We start from the raw sequence: 17085 nt of genomic DNA on the forward strand, positions 1-17085 counted from the left end.
CACAGCCCGAACTTTCACTCAAACGAATGCACGCAAGTCCTGGGCCGGTGAGGGGACGGTGATCAATCAGCCCGCGGTCGTCCGCAGGGCCCAGCCCCAGTTCGGAGTCGTGGCCGTGGCGAGGAGGGCCGGAGGTGCCGCGGCCCCCTGGCGTGCCAGGTTGCGCCCGAATATGGGACGCCGAGGGAGCGCCGGACCCCGCCGAACGGGCGCGGCCTGGCCGATGGACAGCGTGTAATCGGCGACTCCCACCGGGGCCGCGGCCTGAACGCGGACCACGAACGAGGCGTTGCGGGTGGCCGAAACGTTGACCGAGTTCGTGCCCTGAGCGACGACTCGTCCCCGATTATTGAGGATCTGGATGTTCGCGCCACCGGCCGAGACCTGATAGACGCCCATTCCCCCCGACTGGAACGAGAAGAAATCGACGTCGGCCGCGGGAAGCGTCAATCCGCCGATCTTCGCCTGCACGACCCGTCCCAGCCTCGTGGCGGTGCCGATCGAGTTGTTCAGCTCGAATCGATCCGGCGCGACCACGACCGACGTCGAATAGATCGGCCCGGTCGACGGCGGGATGGGGGTTACAGGGGTGGTGGGCGGGATGACGACGGGGGGGGGCGGGATGACGACCGGCGGCGTTGTCCGAGGGGCCGACGAGAGCGAGACGGTCAGGTTGTACGAGCCGATGGAGAAGACGTCGCCGGTGGCTCCCGTCACGGCCGCGAAATAGCGCTGGCCCGGCACGATCGAGGAGGACGAAGCGCTGACGTCGGTGCTCCAACTCCCCGGCTTGGAGGCCTGGCCGAGTTGTCTCCCGTTGGCGTCGTAGAGGACCACCTTGGGGCTGAGCATGCTGGAATTCGAGGCCGAGGCCGTCACCTGCCATGAGCCGCTCGCGTAGCTCGGGGCGACGAAACTGAACCACTCCACGTCGCCGACCCGGTTGAGCGACGCGGCGGAGGCGGTGAAGGTCTGTGAGGTCGCCAGGGGCGCGGTCAGGTCGATGGGGCGATGGATGTCGACGCCGTAGCCCTGGCTCTGGTACATGTCGCGCTGACGGGCGCCGTAGATCGACTGGATGCCTTCGATGTCGCCCGCCGCCAGGGTGGTCACGACGCCGCCGTAGATGGGCCGCATCACCACCTTATCGCTCGTCGGATGGTCCAGCCCCAGAGAATGGCCGGTCTCGTGCAGGACGACGCTGAAAACGTCGTAGTCCCCGCCGATCGCATACGCCATGTTGAGGTTGATCTCGACGTCGCCGCCGGCCGTCGAGCCCTGCGGAGGCGGGAAGTACGTCTGGGCGAGGGTCTGGTGGTTGCTGGGGATCGCGTCGCCGCCGATCCGGATGTCGCCGAACCGCGCGTCTCCCTGGGGGGCGCCAAGGGCGTTGACGCGGTAGGGCCCGTCTTTGATGGGCACGATGTTGATGTTCGCGACGGACTGCCATGTCGCGAGCGCCCGGGCGATCTCGCGCTCCCAGACGCCTCGGCCGAACTTGGCGTCGAAGGCCGAGTTCATCCCGTTGACTCCGCTGATCCACTGCACACCGTCGGGCGCGATGCTGTAGGTGATCCGCGACGGGTTCGACCAACTGAACCCATTCTTGACGACGTAATCCACGCCTGACGTCGCCATCAGCGTGCGGTCTTCGAGCGCCTCCAAAAGCGATGGACGTTTGCGACGAGGGGCTCGCCCCGCCGCGCTGCTCCTGAATAATCCCAGACGCCGACCGACTTCCTTGCACCCCATCCAGGAACGCTCTCCGAGCGATCCCTTGGGAAGCCCAAGCATGGTGCACTCCGCTGATCTTTGGGCGGGGCGGGGACGCCTCGGCGCGGGGAACGATCGGGCACGATCGTCATCCACGCCGGAAGGAGCCCTGGAGCTGTTTTCCGGCGTCTCGACGTCTCGTGCTGTCGCACCCGACCGTTGGGCCCTTCGCTAGCTCTCGCCTCTGCCGCCTTCGTCCATCCCTCCCTGATCCAAACCCCTCTTCCTTGGCGAAGCCCGCCACCGTCGCCGGCATTGGTCCGCCGCGTCGCCGCGGCGCTTCTCCCCAGGGGATTCCGAGATCGCCGAGATGCTTTCGACGAGCGTAGAGTTTGCCAGCTCTGACGGCATGCATCAAAGTGACGCTTGCCGCGAACGTGCTGGATGATTCAAGAAATCCTTCGATACCTGAAAGCTAGCTCGCGATTCCAGAGATTTCCTCAAGAAGTGCGGAAGACCTGTCGGCACAAGTCGGACGACCCGCTCCGCTGGTGGCGATTCCTTCGATTCTCCGGGTTGTGCGGGCTGGAGTGGCTCCGCGAGGGGCCTGAATCACGGATGCATGGATTCGCAGGCTGTCGGTCGCGCCTCTATCTCCTTGTGGGCGCTCACCGCGCCCGATACCCTCGTGGAGATCGCGGGCCGCGAAATCGACGGTGAACCTGTGAGGACTCGGGATGCGAGCGACGAACGACCCCGGTAGCCCGGGCGCGGCCTATGGAGCCTTCATCCGCCGATCCGCCCCATCGGCCCGTCGACCGTCGGGCTCGCCCTCGACGCCCGAGGGTTGGGAGGAGCGTCTCCGAAGCGTCAAGGACGGCCTTCGGAGTTCGTTCTCACTGGCGATCATCCCCTCCTGCGACCTTGCGCCCGAGGTGCTGGGCGTCGTCGAGCGGGCGGATTACGTCATCGAGCGGCTGACGTTCCAGAGCCGACCCGGGGTCCGGGTGACGGCGAATCTCTACCGCCCGCGAAACCTCGAGGCCCCGGCTCCCGCCGTCCTCTGCGTGCATGGGCACTGGGCCTGGGCCCGGATCGATCCCGTCGTCCAGACTCGCTGCATCGCCCTGGCGCGGCTCGGTTACGTCTGCCTCTGCGTGGACGCCTTCGGCGCAGGCGAGCGGGCCGTGGTCCCCGGACCGGGGACCTACCACGGCGGCCTCATGGGGGCATCGCTTTGGGCGGCCGGCGTCCCCCTGGTCGGGCTTCAAGTGCATGACAACCGGCGGGCCGTCGACTACCTCGTGTCCCGGCCGGAAGTCGACCCGACCCGGCTGGCGATCACCGGAGCCTCCGGGGGGGGGAATCAGACCCTCTACGCCGGGGCCCTCGACGATCGTCTCAAGGCCGTCGTCCCGGTCTGCGGGGTCGGGACGCTCGAAGCCTATCTGGAGACGGCCTGCTGCGTCTGCGAGGTCAACCCTGCGGGCCTGAGCTACGCCACGACGGGAGACCTGCTGGCGATGGTCGCTCCTCGCGCCTTGCTCGTCGTCAGCGCCAGCCGGGACGCCCCCCAGTTCAGCGCGAAAGAGGCCGCCAAAAGTCTCGACTACGCGCGTCCGAGGTTCGAGCGTCTCGGCGTCGGCGACCGGGTTCGCCACGTCACCGTCGATTCCGGTCACGACTACAACCAGCCGATGCGCGAGGCGCTATACGGCTGGCTGGACCGCTGGCTCCGGGAACGGGGCGACGGCGGCCCGGTACCGGAACCCGAGGCTCGGCCCGAAGACCCCGCCCTGCTCCGCTGCTTCGCCGACGCCGAGTCCCGACCGGCGTCGGTCGTCACCATCCCCGAGTTCGTGCACCGAGAGAGCCTCGCTCGGCTCGCCGCGCTTCCCGACCCTCCCGACCATCGTCAGGCGTGGGAGGCCGAGGCGGTCACGATCAAGGCTGGGCTCGCCGCGGAGGTCCTCGGCGGTCTCCCCAGGTCCAGTCCCCCACGACCTCGAATCGGATTCGACGCGGCCGGAGGTTGTTGGACGATCGCGATGGAGCCCGAGCCGGGGCTTTCTTTGGCGGGCTACTTTCGCCCGCCCGACCTCGGGACCGTCGCCGGGACGCCTCGTGGAGTCGTCATCCAGACGGCGGAACAGGGAGTCGACGCCGAGGCCGCTCGGGAGTGGGGAAGCTCCTGGACTCGCAGCGGTTACGCGACCTGCGCCGTGGAGTTGCGCGCGCTGGGGAGACTCAAGCCGGAGACCCCGGCGATCGCCGGGGTGCTTGATCACAATGAGGCCGAATGGGGAGTCTGGATCGGCCGCCCTCTGCTTGGTCAGTGGGTCTTCGACTTTCTCCAGTGGGTCGAGGCCCTTGCCGGGCTGATCGCGGCCCCCCCGGCTTCGTTCCTGGCGATCCCGGCCAACGTGCCTCTGCTCCTGCACGGTCGAGGTGCGACGGGGACGGCCGCGATCCTAGCGTCTGCGTATGCTCCACGCATCGACGCCGTGATCGCCGAGGGGGCTCCCGTCCGACTCGTCGCCGAGCCACCGGTCGCGTGGACCCAATCCCGCATGGGACTGATCGCGCCGAATCTTTTGAAGTATGGCGATTTGGGTCGGCTGGTAAGCCTGATAGCGCCACGTCGACTCGTCGTCGTCCGCGGTGTCGGGACCGACGGCGCGACGGTGCCTCTCCAGGACCTGGAAGCCTCATTCGCCCACGCACGGGCGATTTATGGGCTTTATGATGCGAACTTAAAGCTGGTTTTGGCGAGTGCTCGGGTTGACGTCGGACTTCCCTGAGCAGATGCGCAGTGGAATTTGATTCGAGGCGGGATCAGATAAGGCCGATCGCCTGGGTTTTGACGCTGATTGGAGAGAGAAGCGCCTCTCTTCGCGCATTGACCCACAGCGGGAGGCACCGATAATCAAGGAAACCGAGATAGGCGTCGATACGTGCCACCGAGCGGCCTCTTGGGCCCTCGGCCGGCTGCGACGCCGGAGGTAGGTCGCCCGGATTCCCGGTCACAACCCGTTCGGTCGAGCATTTCACCTCGGACGTTTCATGCAGAACAATCTCAACGCCCTCCCGCGGATCGAACTGGAACGCCCGAGTCGACGTGGCCTGGTCGGTCTGCGACTGGTGGGCCTGGTCGTCGCCCTCTCGGCGGTCGGCGGGGCGGCGTGGGCGTGGGAGCAGGGATATCGGCCCACCTGGCTCGATCGTCGGCAGGAGGTCTCGTTCCACCTGGCCGAGGTCGATCGCGGCGACATCGTCCAGTACGTCGTGGAATTCGGGACGATCGAAAGCGCCGCGGACGGCGTGGTGCGCTGTCAGGTGGAAGCTCTGGTCGGGATGGTCGGCGGCACCAACTCGAGCGGGTCGGGCGGCTCGGGCGGTCGCGGCGGGTCGACTTCCGGCTCCCAGTCTCGCGCGGCCCAGGTTTCGACGCCGGCGCCTGCGGTGAAAAAGAGCACCGGCTCGGCTTCTGCGAAATCGGCGACCGGCTCGGCTTCAAAGTCCGGATCCGGATCGGCGTCCGCGTCGACCCCGGTGGTATCCACCTCGGGTAAGCCGACGATCCGAAGTTTCAGCTACGTCGTGACCCCGTATTCGCCGTTGAAGCGGACGGCCTCGGCCTCGTCCGCAACGACGTCGAGCAGCAGCGGATCGCGAGGCGGTGGCGGCGGCGGTGGTATGGGGGACGAGAAGCCGGGCTCGACCCGGATCATCTCGATACTCCCCGAAGGGACTGCGGTCAAGAAAGGGGACGTCGTCTGCGAACTCGACTCCGCGGCGTTCCGCGACGAGTTGAAGGCGCAGCAGATCCGTTGGCTCCAGGCCAAGTCGTACGTCGAGCAGGCGACCTCGTTGCTGGCCGTGAACCAGATCACGCTCAAGGAATATCGCGAGGGGATTCTTCCTCAGGATATCCAACTCATCCGCCAGTATGTTCAGACCTGCGAGATCGAGCAGGATCGGGCGATGCGCAACCTCGAGTGGTCCAGAGGGGTCACGGCCAAGGGTCTTCGCACCAGTTCCCAACTCCGCGCCGACGAGTTGTCGCTGCAACAATCGGAGTTCGTGCTCAGCGAGGCGAAAGGGATGCTCGAACGGCTGGAGAAATACACCGGCCCCAAGATCCTCAAGTCCCTGGAAGCGAAGCTCGCCTCGATCCTGACCGACAAACTGGCCCAGGACGCGAGTTTCGCGCTGGAGGCCGAGCGGCTCCAGCGGTTGGAGAAGAACGTCGCGGCCTGCACTCTCCGCGCCACTCGCGACGGCGTGGTGGTGTACATCAATCAGACGAACGCCTGGGGACGCGTGGAATCGGTGATCCAGGAAGGGACGACCGTTCGACAGGACCAGCCGATCTTCCAGCTTCCCGATCCCAAACGGATGCGGATCAAGGCCCGCATCAACGAGACGAAGGTGGCGATGCTGCGGAACGGCCAGGCGTGCTCCATCCGGCTCGACGCCTTCCCCGACCGCCTGCTCAGCGGCCGGGTGACAGATGTGACCGCGATCTCCTCGCCGGTGAACGGACCGTTCTCCGACGTGCGAGTCTACTTCGCCCTGATCGCGATCGAGGATGCCTTCGATGGGATTCGCCCCGGCCTCAGCGCCGAGGTGACGTTCCTTTACGATCGGCGTTCGCAGGTCGACCGTCTGCCGCTCGCGGCCGTCCGGGACATCGGCGATGACTCATTCGTCGCCGTCCTGGAAAGCCAGCCCGCGCCTGACGCCAAGGTCCCTTACCGCTGGCAGAAGGTGGAACTGGGCCTCAGCGACTCGGACTTCGTCGAGGTGCTCTCGGGCGTCCGTGAGGGAGAACAGGTCATCCTCGATCCTTTCACCCTGGAGGCGCCGCAAGTCGAGCCGACTCCCTCGCGCATCGCCTCGACCTCGCCCTGATGGTGAGTGAGCCGGGCCGGGAGGATTCCCGGCCCGCGCTCTGCCGGTCTTCATGGCACCTCTTTCGACGCGTCGACGAGTTGGGCGACCGTCTCTTCGAGCCTGGACTCGCCGCCGAACGTCATCCCGAGCGCGCGAATCCGATCGGTGGCGATTTCGTTCTTGGGTCGGCTCGCCGCCCCTTCGATCGCGCCGTCGGTCCCGGCGAGACGCTGCGCGATTCCCGCGACTTGGTAATCGGAGACGTATCGATCGTAGCAGTTGAACATACGGCCGGTGACGGCGTCGGCGTCGGCCGTCAGCAGGAGTTCGACGGCCCTGGCGACGTCCGAAGCATGGACCTCCTTGCCCCCTCCCTGGCATTCGACCCGCTGGCCCGCGACCACCTTTCGCACCAGGTCGAACCATTTGCTCCGGTCGGGCGGGTGGGCCAGGCCGTAGACGCCGCACGGACGGAGCGCGCAGATCGGCAACCTGCCGCCGAGCCCGTAGCTCGACACGAAGGCCTCGATCGCCGCCTTGTGGGCCCCGTAGTGGCTGCAACTCCAGGTCGGGTGGGCCTCATCAAGCGGGCGGTCCGGCAGGATGACGTCGTGCACGGCGCACGAGGAAATGAACACGAACCGACCCACTCCTTCGCGTCGAGCTTCCTCGATCAGCCGGAGCGTCCCCAGGACGTTGCGCTCCACGAACTCCAGGATGTTCCCCTCACGATTCCGAAATCCACCCCCTGGATGGTCGAGCGCCGTGTGGACGACGGCGTCGGCCCCGGCCACAAGATCACGGGCGGCGCGTTCGTCTCCCAGCCCACCCTCGATCCAGTCGAGCGTCCCTTCGGGGAACGAATCGGGAAAGCCGCCGACGTCGCTGGTCGGACGTCGCCAGCAGATGAGCTGATGTCCCGCACCGGCCAGTTGTGAGACGATGTAGCGGCCGACGAATCCCGTCGCCCCGGTCACGGCGATTCTCATGGTCCCAACCCCCCCTGTCAGTACCTCGCGCCCCGCACGCCGCGCATCCCCGAAGCTCATGAGGCGGAAGACGAGGGGCGAGCCGACGGAGATCCCGGCATGAATCAGGCCCCCGCCCCGCCCCCTCCCGAGCGTCCCTCGGCGCGCGTTCGATGGTTCAAGCGTTTCATCATACTCGCCACGCTCGTGGTGGTCGCTGGGATGGTCGCCTCGTTCCGAGTCGGTCGGTTCTACGTAGTCGAGGGCGCCTACTCGGCTCGCACGGCCGTCGTGCGATGGCTTACGGGCCTGCAGCCCGATCGCTCCGAGATCGAACTCGACTGGGCTCGGCGGCGGCGACGATCGGTTGAGAAGACGACCGAGGTTCTGACGAAATTCTACGAGGGGGCCGACGAGCCGATTCGGGCCCTGTTCCAGACCGCCGGCATGGACCCTGCGCACGGGCTGGTTCGATTCGGCCGGGCCGACCAGACGTTCCTGCTCTCCTCGCAGGTCTTCGAGCGGGACGACGACGGCCGTTCGTATCGACTCAGGCCCGATACTCGTTCCGTCTGGCTTCGCCAGGTCACTCTTCACAACGGGCCTTTCGGCCTGTTCCAGGTCCTCGACACCCCCGAGCATCGGAAAGCGGCGGCCGAGGCCGGCGCGATCGTCGACGAAGGGTCGATCACGACGACCAATTCCTGGGGCCTGCGCGGGCCGGAACCTGATCCCTCCGCCCCCCTGCGCGGCGTCGTCCTCGGCGATTCGTTCATGCAGGGCATGTTCAACGGCGACGAGCAAACCCCGTCGGTCTACCTGGCGAATCGCCTGGCCGAACTCTATGGATGTCCGGTTTCGGTGGCCAACACGGGGCACATCGGCTACTCGCCCGAACAATACTTTTACTCGTTGCTGGAATACGGCGAGCGCCTGAAGCCCCAGTTCGTCGTCGTGAGCGTCTGCCCGAACGACTTCGGCGAGGGCTTCGAGATCCTCCAGGGCCAGGCCGATTGGCTCGATGAGGCGGCCTACTGGATCGATCGCATCTACGGCTGGTGCCGCGCCCGCGGCGTGATCTGCCTGATCGTCCCTGTCCCGACGTACCCCCAGGTGGAGAGCCGACGGAAGGACGGATTCTACCCGGGGATGGTCAACAATGCCTTCCCCGGCCCGCCCCCCTGCTATTGCGACCCTCTGGAGCGATTTCTCGACGAACACCTTCGCCTGAGGTGGGAGGCCCAGCAGGCCGGGCAGAGCCTGCCGAGGAGCTTGCTCTACAACCGACATATCGACGACGACCACTTCTCGCCGAGGGGCGCCGACCTCTGGGCCGAGGTCGTGGCCCGCCGACTGATGTTCCTGATCGAGACGATAGGGAGGGCGGCGAGCCCCTCCCTGCCGAAACCCAGGCTCAGTTCCCTGACGTCTTCGAGCGGACTCCGTCGATGAGCCGGTCCCATTGGAAGGCCGGGCCGGGGTCGGTCTTGTTGGCTTGAATGTGGTAATGGCCGAGGAGCCCCTGGTAGGCGTCGAACTCGGGCCGCGACAAGGTGTCGAGCCGGAGGACCCCCGCGGAGTCCCTCGGATAGTCGGGCTTGATCTTGGGGAAAACCGTGCAGAGGGTGGCCGTCAGCTTGACGAGCGCATCGTACTGAGCCTGGGTCAGGTCGTACTGCTCGAGGACCTGGCCGCGAATCTCCCCCTTGACCAGCTCGTTGTGGGCCGGGGCCAGGAGCGCGTCGGGGTTGTGGATACCGTTGCTCTCGGGGGTCCCGGGCAGCTTGATCTTCACGCGGCCCTCGGCGTCCTTCTCGTACCAGCGGTCGAGCGCAGCGGTGCGGCCGGGCGGGTAGGCCCCCATGTTGGCGATCTCGATGCCGATCGAGCGGCCGTTGGCGATGGTGGCGTGCCAGGCGGCCTCCTTGAGATCGAGGGTCTGGTAGATCGTGCCGTCGATGTCGAGCATGAAGTGGACGCTCAGGCCCCGGTCGTCGTGGAGGACGCGAAAGCAGCGCTGGCTGGTGCCGCAGACGTCGTAATGGATGACGAACTGGTCGACGACGCGCTGGAGCAGCGGCAGGTCCCAGCCGCCGGACTGGACGCGAGCCAGTTCGGGCTCCGACAGTCCGTTCTTGCGGACGCCGAAGCGGGTGGTGGGGAGGCCCTCCTTGGCCTTGTCGGGGGGACCGAAGTGCGGGGGGACCCGGTACGCGTCATAGCCGCCCGGGTCCGTCCAGAGGACGACCGGGCTCGTCGTATGGAAAAGCTGGCCGCAGACGACGATCTCGTCCCCCTTGCGGTCGAGCCGCTCCCCCGGCTTCGGGCCGTCGGCGGCGGTCGCGGTCAGGCCTGGGAGCAACAAGGAGGAGGCAAGGCTCAGGATGCCCAAGGCGGCGGTCAGGCCGTGCGGGGAGGGGCGGTGAGACGACGGGAGCAAGGCGGTCTCCTTCTCTTTGGGTCGGGCGGGTCGGGACCAGGAGGGGCATGGGGCTGGACTCGCGGCGAGGGGCGAATCACAATTGATTCTGAGCCGGCCGGAACGACGACACAAGCGGAAACCTCCATCATGATCGGATCGAAATTTCAGCACATCGACACGCCTCGTCGGGAGTTGGGGCGCGGCATGATCGGCCTCGCGGCGGTCGCCCTCGCGACGCTGACGCTGGGCGCGGCCGCCCTCGCCGCGGACGAGCCCGCCACGCAGCCGAGCGACCTTGCCGGCCGCATCGAGATGCTGACGAAGGCGCACAAGGGGAAAGCGGCGGTCGCCCTGAAGAACCTCCGGACGGGCGAGAGCTACGCCCTCAACGCCGACGCGCCCATGCCCACCGCCAGCCTCATCAAATTCCCGGTGATGATCGAAGCCTATCGCCAGGCCGCCGCAGGAAAGATCGATCTGGCCGCTCCGGTTACGCTGACGAAGAAGGACAAGGTGCCCGGCTCGGGAATCCTGACGGACCACTTCTCCGACGGGGCGCGGTTCCCGCTCCTCGACGCCGTCCACCTGATGATCACCTTCTCGGACAACACGGCGACCAACCTCGTCCTCGACGCGGTCGGGATCGGCTCGACCGCCGCGACGATGGAGGCGATGGGATTCCCCAATACCAAGATCCACTCGAAAGTCTACCGTCGCGACACCTCGGTATTCCCCGACCGCAGCAAGGTCTACGGCCTGGGGAGCACCACCGCCGCCGACATGATCCGACTGTTCGAGGCGCTGCACGCCCGGAAACTCGTCGACGAGAAAGCGAGCGAGGCGATGTGGAACCACCTGCTGACGTGCGACGATAAGGCCAAGTTCCCCCGCTTCCTCCCGCCGGGGACGAAGCTGGCGTTCAAGACCGGCAGCGTCGACGAGAGTCGGACCTGCGCCGGCGTGATCGAGACCCGAGGCGGGCCCGTCGCCCTCTGCGTGCTCACGACCGACAACGAAGACCAGAGCTGGACCGACGACAACGCCGGCAATCTGCTCTGCGCCCGGATCGCTCGCGAAGTCTACGACCATTTCTCGTCGCAGGTCGCCAACCCCGAGCCGACCGCCGCCAGGCCCGAGGAGGCCGCCGCGCCGGCGACGAAATAGCGACTAGCGACCGCAATCATCCCGAGTCGGCCGGTCCGATAGGGTCGGCCGACGCCGTCACGAGGGAGGACATCATGGGTTTCCTGCGCGCGCTCAGGGGGTTTCTCACCGACAAGTCCCGCCTTAACGACTCGGAGGAATCGCTGGAGCGATTTCGCAGCGTCTGGGGCCTGGAGCCGGAAGAGGAGGCGAGCAAATCCGCCCCGGGGCCCGACGCCAGCTCCGCCTCCGAATTCGACAGGGTCCAGTGGCGGCGCAAGCTCCATCACATCTTCGAGAAGTACCCCGCATCCAGCGGCGAATGGCCCGTCCTCATGAGGGAGGCGAGGGCCCTGAACCTGGACGACGACTGGGTCGCCGCCGGGATGAGGGAGGAATTCACCATGATGATCCGGGGCCTCATCGCCGATCGGCGATTGAGCGAGGAGGAGCAGGCCCGCCTCGAAGCGGCCCGCAAGCTGATCGGCCTCGATCTCGAGCAGGCGGGAGACCTCGTCCGCTCGGTGGTCGCGGAGGCGGAGCGATTCTTCGGCTCCGACGTCGTCATCGATTCCTGAGCCGCCGCGCGCCTCGATTTCCTCCTCAGCGGAGGGTGTCCGGGAGGGCCTGCGGCCGGCCGTCGCGGTCGACGCAGGCGAGCGTCGTGGTCCCTTCGGCGAGCAAGACTCCGTCACGCATCAGCTTGTACTCGTGTACGATCTTGACGTGGGTGACCCGCGCCACCGAGGTCCGCAAGGTCAGCAGGTCGTCGTACCGGGCCGGTTGCCGGAACTTGCACTCGAGATTCACGATCACCAGGAAGAACCCGGAGTCCTCGATCTCCCGATAGCTCTCGCCTCGGGACCTCAGGAGTTCGGTCCGCCCGGCCTCGAAGTAGATCGCGTAATTCGCGTGGTGCAAGAGCCCCATGCGGTCGGTCTCCGCGTAACGGACGCGGATCTCGGTGTCGCAACTGACGACCTGACTCATCGCTCGCCTCTCAAGGATTCCAGGAGGACGCCCCGCCGTCCGGCCGGGACGTCACCGCCTCGTCGCCCCCTCCTCGGCGGCCGTTCGCTCGGCCGTCGGGGGGGTGATCACGATCAGGGGGTAAGGGTCGTAGGGCCAGGCTTCTCGGCTCGGGTTTCCGGGGCGATACCCCGATTCGGCCCAGCGGCGGAACACCTCGGGGCGGTGCTCGACCCCCTCGGCTTTCAGCCACGCCTCGTACTGGTCGATCGCCTCCGACATGATCCGACCGTCGCCGATCGGCGCGTAGAGATATCGCAAGGCCAGCTCGTCGCGAGCGTCATCGAGCGTCGAGCCGTCGCGGAGCAGCTCGGCGATCGCCGAGACCAGGCCCGTCCGTTCCGATCCCCAGGCGCAATGGATCAGGACGGGGTAGCTCATCTCGTCGAGCGCCTTGACCAGCGTGCGGAGCTGGATGCGGGACATCCAGATGCACGACGAGAGCGAGACGTCGATCTGGGTGGCGCCGGCGTCGAGCGCCGCGGCCCGCTCCTCGCGATACCAGGACTGATCCGGATTCGACCCCCGAAGGTTGAGGACCGTGCGGATCTCCCGCTCACGAAGGGTCTTCGTCAGCCGGGCCGCCGACATCTGCGCCGACCGATAGACCCGCCCCGGCTGCACGATCCCGAAGTTGTCGTGGGCCTGGTTCCAGCCGATCCAGGCCGTCGGAGTCAGGATCAGCAAGGCGACCGCCGCCAGAGTCCTTCGGACGATCCGTCTTCGCGTGCTTACCACTCCCGACCTCCCAGTAACCGCTGCCGGGCTCCGGCGACAGCGTCGCCTGCACCCTCGCGAATTCTTCAATCAGGAACTGATCGTTGCGATCGACGACCGCCTCGGGGCGAGCCCACGAGTAGCTGGAGACGGTCTCCCACGCCTGCTCCGCCGTGTAGCCCTCATGGCGGATCAGATAGGCCGCGTGGGCCAGGCTGGTCCGGTGATGGCCGGCGACGCAGTGGAAAAAGACCGGCTGGCGCGACGGATCGGCCAGCAAATCGGCCGCGATCGCCATCTGCTCGACCGTCGCTCGGGAGCCGCGCATGGGCACGATCACCCAGTCCAGGCCTCGCTCGCGGACGACCCCGCTCTGGCTGATGAACTTGTCGTCGGTGGTGTTGATCGCCGTCAGAGTGACGATCGTCTTGATCCCCTCTCGGGAGACCAGCCGCCGAAGCGGGGCGGGCTGCTGCCAGGCACCGCGTACCAGGCGACCCGGTTGGATCACCTGCACCCGCTTCTCCAGCAACTGATCGCGAAAGACGACCAGGCCCACCGTCACGCCTGCGATCAGCAGGGCGGCCTTGGCAAGCGTCAGGAACGGTCGACGACGGACCACGCAGGCTCCTTCCCGGTGGAGAACGTACGGGTTCGGGATCGGCGGCCTCGACGCACGCCGGCTCCAGGTCGACGGGATTGTATCCGCAGCGCACTTTCCGGCAAGATCAACACCCCGGGCGACGACCTCGGCGACGTCCGCGCGCACCCCGACATTCGCGTCGCTTGACCCAGGATGGGCGCGCACCCCGATCGGGGCGTCGCGCGACCCATGGTCGTGGCGGCGTGGTCGTGCTCGATGGTAATTGGGCAGTTGGTCGAGTGGGTTCGGACGGCGGAGGGGTGGCCCCCGATGACGGGAGCTGAGGCGGCGCGGACTACTTACTCACCGGAAGCCTGGGAGCGCGAGCGGCGTCGGCCGGTGTCGGCGTCCATCGCCGCCAGATGGTGCGACATCCCGCTCTGGACCGGCGGCGGAATGATCGGCAGGAGCCGGAACGATTCCTCGACGATCCGGGCGATGCCGTCCGCCAGGGGGGAGGCCAGCAGGAGGCGGAACTTCTCCATCAGCTCCTCCCCGCGTTCGGTCGTCGGCAGGCGCTCGGCGCTGGCCAGGCCACTGAAGGAGGGGGCGGTGAGGGTCGATTCCATCCCGTCAGGGTTCTCGCCCAGCAGCGGCGTGGAGTCCAGGAGCACTTCCAACGGCACGCCCAAAGCCCTGGAGATCCGACGCAGGGTCCCCGCCTGGGGCTTGCTGGTATTGCCCCGCTCGATCTGGTAAAGCGCGGTCCGGGAGATTTTGGCCCGGTTCGCGAGTTCGTCCGGCCCCCAACCCTTGGCGTAGCGGAGGTCGCGAATTCGTTTGGCAAGATTCATGGCAAGTCTCGTTTCTCACAGGCGGGATCGACGTCATTAGACCGAGATGTTTCGGGGAGACTCGCCCGAATTTGCGACGAGAACCTCCCGAGGTATTAGGAATAGTACAACTCCACCAAAAAAAATCAATTGCGAAATGGACAGGATGGCCAAGAAAGGAATATCGGACTCCGTTTAAGCGGGCATTGGCGATTTTCCAGGGGTTTCAACCCGATTACGCCGCTTCCCCCGAGGGTGGACGGGACTCGGATTTCGGCTCGATAAATCGAGAAAGCGCCGTATCGGAACCCGCCGGGGTCACCGACTCCATCCATCAAGCCTGGATGCAAGTCGAGCTACGCTCACGGTTTTGCGGCGTTTGGACGGGCGACGTCAGGATCGCTTCGATGCGTGGCCGCATTAATTTGAATCGAACGCGACGGTATATTCAGGCGTGTCGATGACCCCGATCGATGGGAAGGGGCACCATTTCCACGGTGAATGTTCAGGATCAAAGCGTAGTGAATATCTGGAAATGAAAAGGGTTGCTTTGCGAACGCGCCGCGGCGCGACGTCATCCATCGGATCGAATCTTGCAGTCGCGTTCATGCAGGGATCCGACAGATCGTCGGAAACCGTCGAGATGTCTGATTCCGCCGAATTTAAAGGAAAAATCGGCTGTCGCCATGTAAGATGCGGCTCCTCTCCTCGTTGTCTCTTCGTGGGCGGCATCGGCTCCCGATCGCGGGCCGATGGGAGCGTCCGCGGCGATGGCGATGCTCGAGGTCGGGCTCCGATCCCGGCGGGGGAGGTCGCCCTCTCGAGTCGGATCCCTCTGAATTAACATCGAGGCCGAGATGATCTCCAACAATCGGGTCGCGACGGCGTCCCTGAGGAATCGCGAGGGAACGGCGGGGGCGGAACCGACTCCCGCACCGGCTTATCGCGTCGGAGAGCGATTCCTGCCGGATCGGACTTCTTGGCCCGAAGGAGCCCAGTATGGATATGGAGGTTGCGGCCACTCGTTGACGGTCTTCACGCCGGCCCCGGGGGATCGGCTCATAGAGGACGTTCGTCAGGGAGACGCCCGATTCGCGCTGACGGTGATTGGACCTCTCTTCTTCCTGGCCTATCGCTTCGGTGAGTCGGTCGTCTGGAGCGACGTCCCCTATGTCTGGCACCTTCAGCATTCCGAGACTCGCGCCGTCCCGCCTCGCGACGGCTCGCCGGAGACTCGGGCCTTGCTCTGGATCTCACTCGTCGGGACCGATGACGGGCTCATCCACGCGCAGCGAGGCGTGACCCTCAGCCCCGGCTTCACCCGGGCGCTGCACGACGCGATCCGGGACCAGGCGAACTCGACCTTCGATCCTCTGGAATGCACGCTGTCGATGGCCGAGGCCAACCGTGAGCGAGCAAGCGTCGGGCAACGGATCCAGCAAGCCTCGGCCTGGACGAAGGGGAATAGCTGAGACGCGCCGTCCCGCCGAGGCGCCCAGTCGAGCCTTGTCGACCTGGGGCGTCAGGTCGCCGCGATCGCGTCCCCGATGCCGAGCACCCCGGCCCAGAGTTCCTCATAGCGCGCGACCATCCGGGAAGTGGCGAAATCGGATTCGACGCGAAGCCGGCCGGCTCCGCCCATTCTCCTACCGACCTCCCGATCGGCCAGCGCCGTTCGGATCGCCTCGGCGAGCGTTGGAGCGTCGCCGATGGGCACGAGCCAGCCGGTTCGTCCAGGGGTCACGAGATCCACGGACCCTTCGACGGCCGTCGAGACGACCGGGAGCCTTGCGGCCATCGCCTCCAGGACCACATTCGGCATCCCCTCCCAGTGGGCCGCGTGGATCAGCAGGTCGGCCGATCGCATCAACGACGGAACGTCGCCCCGCCGACCGAGGATGAGGACCCGGCTTGAAAGTCCCGGTCTGGACGCGACCTGATCGTGGAGCCATCCCATCAGGGGGCCGTCGCCGACGATCGCCAGCCGCCACGATCCCGACGACTCGCCGACGCGTTCGACGGCGTCCAGAAGGTCGGGCAGCCCTTTCTGAACGTCGAGTCGACCCACGGTCAGGGCCAGGTAGGCCTCATCGGGAACGCCCAGGCTTTCACGGGGCGTGGGGGCGGCCTCATCGAACCGCGAGGGATCGACGCCGTTGGGGATGACCGTCAGCCGGTCCGGGTCGAGGCCCCCCTGCTCCACGCTGAACCGCCGAACCCCTTCCGATACGCAGACCGATCCGCACCCCAGGCGATTCGTCAGGCGGTCGAGCGTCAGATGCCAGCGTTTCTGATGCTCGGCCACGCGGAGCCCTCCCAGGATCCAGGGCGAGCCCGCCAACGGACCCGCCAGGCGGGACAGGACATTGGAGTGGAAGAGGAAACTCTGAACCAGGGCGGGCCGATGGCGACGCAGCGCCTTCGCCAGCCTGATGATCCCGAGGTCTGGGCGACGCCGGCTCAGGCCCAAGCTTTCACAGGGGACGCCGGCCGCCCGGATCGTGGCTGCCAACTCCCCCTCGTCGCTCAAGTTCACCACCAGGGGGGACCATCGCCGGCGATCCAGCCCGATGGCGAGGCTGGCGAGGGCCCGTTCGGCCCCGCCGACGTCCAGGTCGGTGATGGTCAGGGCGATCGGGACGGGGGCGTCGGGCGGGGGACCGGGGCGGCGTCTCGCCGTCTCCAGGCGTCGCTTCAGGCTCTGCACGGTATACTCGTCGATTGGAGGGCCGTGGCGGCGACGTCGGCGTCCGCCCCGCCCGATTTTACCCCGGATCCGCG

14 protein-coding genes are annotated in these 17085 nt (G+C 66.7%); 6 read left to right on the plus strand and 8 right to left on the minus strand.

Going from position 1 to position 17085, the window contains the following annotated elements; genetic code table 11:
* Positions 1 to 66: 66 nt before the first annotated feature.
* The gene (locus VT85_RS16120) at positions 67 to 1638 is read right to left on the minus strand and encodes a matrixin family metalloprotease (protein ID WP_197490795.1); all 1572 of its coding nucleotides are present in this window, start codon (positions 1636 to 1638) and stop codon (positions 67 to 69) included.
* An 812-nt stretch (positions 1639 to 2450) separates the two neighbouring features.
* Between VT85_RS16120 and VT85_RS16125 the strand changes: the two genes are divergently transcribed.
* Both VT85_RS16125 and VT85_RS16130 read left to right on the plus strand, forming a co-directional pair.
* Complete coding sequence (locus VT85_RS16125) at positions 2451 to 4514, plus strand: acetylxylan esterase (protein ID WP_068417347.1); 2064 nt, start codon at positions 2451 to 2453, stop codon at positions 4512 to 4514.
* A gap of 262 nt (positions 4515 to 4776) precedes the next feature.
* The gene (locus tag VT85_RS16130) at positions 4777 to 6627 is read left to right on the plus strand and encodes an efflux RND transporter periplasmic adaptor subunit (protein ID WP_068417352.1); all 1851 of its coding nucleotides are present in this window, start codon (positions 4777 to 4779) and stop codon (positions 6625 to 6627) included.
* 50 nt (positions 6628 to 6677) lie between these two features.
* On the opposite strand, the gene VT85_RS16135 is transcribed toward VT85_RS16130, so the two are convergent.
* On the minus strand, positions 6678 to 7598 hold the full coding sequence (locus VT85_RS16135; RefSeq protein ID WP_068417357.1) for an NAD-dependent epimerase/dehydratase family protein: 921 nt from the start codon (positions 7596 to 7598) through the stop codon (positions 6678 to 6680).
* Positions 7599 to 7697: 99 nt separating this feature from the next.
* Between VT85_RS16135 and VT85_RS16140 the strand changes: the two genes are divergently transcribed.
* Positions 7698 to 9029 (plus strand): SGNH/GDSL hydrolase family protein, encoded by a 1332-nt coding sequence (locus VT85_RS16140; protein WP_068417360.1) that lies wholly within the window; start codon positions 7698 to 7700, stop codon positions 9027 to 9029.
* Here VT85_RS16140 and VT85_RS16145 read toward each other — a convergent pair.
* Positions 8992 to 10017 carry an N-acetylmuramoyl-L-alanine amidase gene (locus tag VT85_RS16145; protein WP_068417362.1) on the minus strand — a complete coding sequence of 342 codons (1026 nt, stop codon included), beginning with the start codon at positions 10015 to 10017 and terminating at the stop codon, positions 8992 to 8994. The two genes, VT85_RS16140 and VT85_RS16145, sit on opposite strands and share 38 nt — an antisense overlap.
* A 129-nt stretch (positions 10018 to 10146) precedes the next feature.
* On the opposite strand from VT85_RS16145, the gene VT85_RS16150 reads away from it, so the two are divergent.
* The gene (locus tag VT85_RS16150; RefSeq protein ID WP_197490797.1) at positions 10147 to 11163 is read left to right on the plus strand and encodes a serine hydrolase; all 1017 of its coding nucleotides are present in this window, start codon (positions 10147 to 10149) and stop codon (positions 11161 to 11163) included.
* A 74-nt stretch (positions 11164 to 11237) separates the two neighbouring features.
* On the plus strand, positions 11238 to 11720 hold the full coding sequence (locus tag VT85_RS16155) for a hypothetical protein (protein WP_068417364.1): 483 nt from the start codon (positions 11238 to 11240) through the stop codon (positions 11718 to 11720).
* 25 nt (positions 11721 to 11745) lie between these two features.
* Here VT85_RS16155 and VT85_RS16160 read toward each other — a convergent pair whose 3' ends face one another.
* The 4 genes from VT85_RS16160 to VT85_RS16175 form a co-directional block, all read right to left on the minus strand.
* Positions 11746 to 12132: an acyl-CoA thioesterase gene (locus tag VT85_RS16160; RefSeq protein ID WP_068417367.1), complete on the minus strand. Its 387-nt coding sequence runs from the start codon at positions 12130 to 12132 to the stop codon at positions 11746 to 11748.
* Positions 12133 to 12183: 51 nt separating this feature from the next.
* Positions 12184 to 12762 (minus strand): tyrosine-protein phosphatase, encoded by a 579-nt coding sequence (locus VT85_RS16165; RefSeq protein WP_068417369.1) that lies wholly within the window; start codon positions 12760 to 12762, stop codon positions 12184 to 12186.
* A complete protein-coding gene (locus tag VT85_RS16170; RefSeq protein WP_156512896.1) occupies positions 12728 to 13657 on the minus strand; it encodes a fused DSP-PTPase phosphatase/NAD kinase-like protein in 930 nt (309 codons plus the stop codon). Before VT85_RS16170 ends, VT85_RS16165 begins: the two co-directional genes overlap by 35 nt.
* A gap of 173 nt (positions 13658 to 13830) precedes the next feature.
* Positions 13831 to 14325: a helix-turn-helix domain-containing protein gene (locus tag VT85_RS16175; RefSeq protein ID WP_068417377.1), complete on the minus strand. Its 495-nt coding sequence runs from the start codon at positions 14323 to 14325 to the stop codon at positions 13831 to 13833.
* Positions 14326 to 15407: 1082 nt separating this feature from the next.
* Here VT85_RS16175 and VT85_RS16180 point away from each other — a divergent pair.
* Positions 15408 to 15776 carry a hypothetical protein gene (locus tag VT85_RS16180; protein ID WP_156512897.1) on the plus strand — a complete coding sequence of 123 codons (369 nt, stop codon included), beginning with the start codon at positions 15408 to 15410 and terminating at the stop codon, positions 15774 to 15776.
* A 50-nt stretch (positions 15777 to 15826) separates the two neighbouring features.
* Here VT85_RS16180 and VT85_RS16185 read toward each other — a convergent pair whose 3' ends face one another.
* The gene (locus tag VT85_RS16185) at positions 15827 to 17011 is read right to left on the minus strand and encodes a glycosyltransferase (protein WP_068417383.1); all 1185 of its coding nucleotides are present in this window, start codon (positions 17009 to 17011) and stop codon (positions 15827 to 15829) included.
* Positions 17012 to 17085: the final 74 nt, after the last annotated feature.

The organism is Planctomyces sp. SH-PL62, from assembly GCF_001610895.1.
Classification (GTDB): domain Bacteria; phylum Planctomycetota; class Planctomycetia; order Isosphaerales; family Isosphaeraceae; genus Paludisphaera.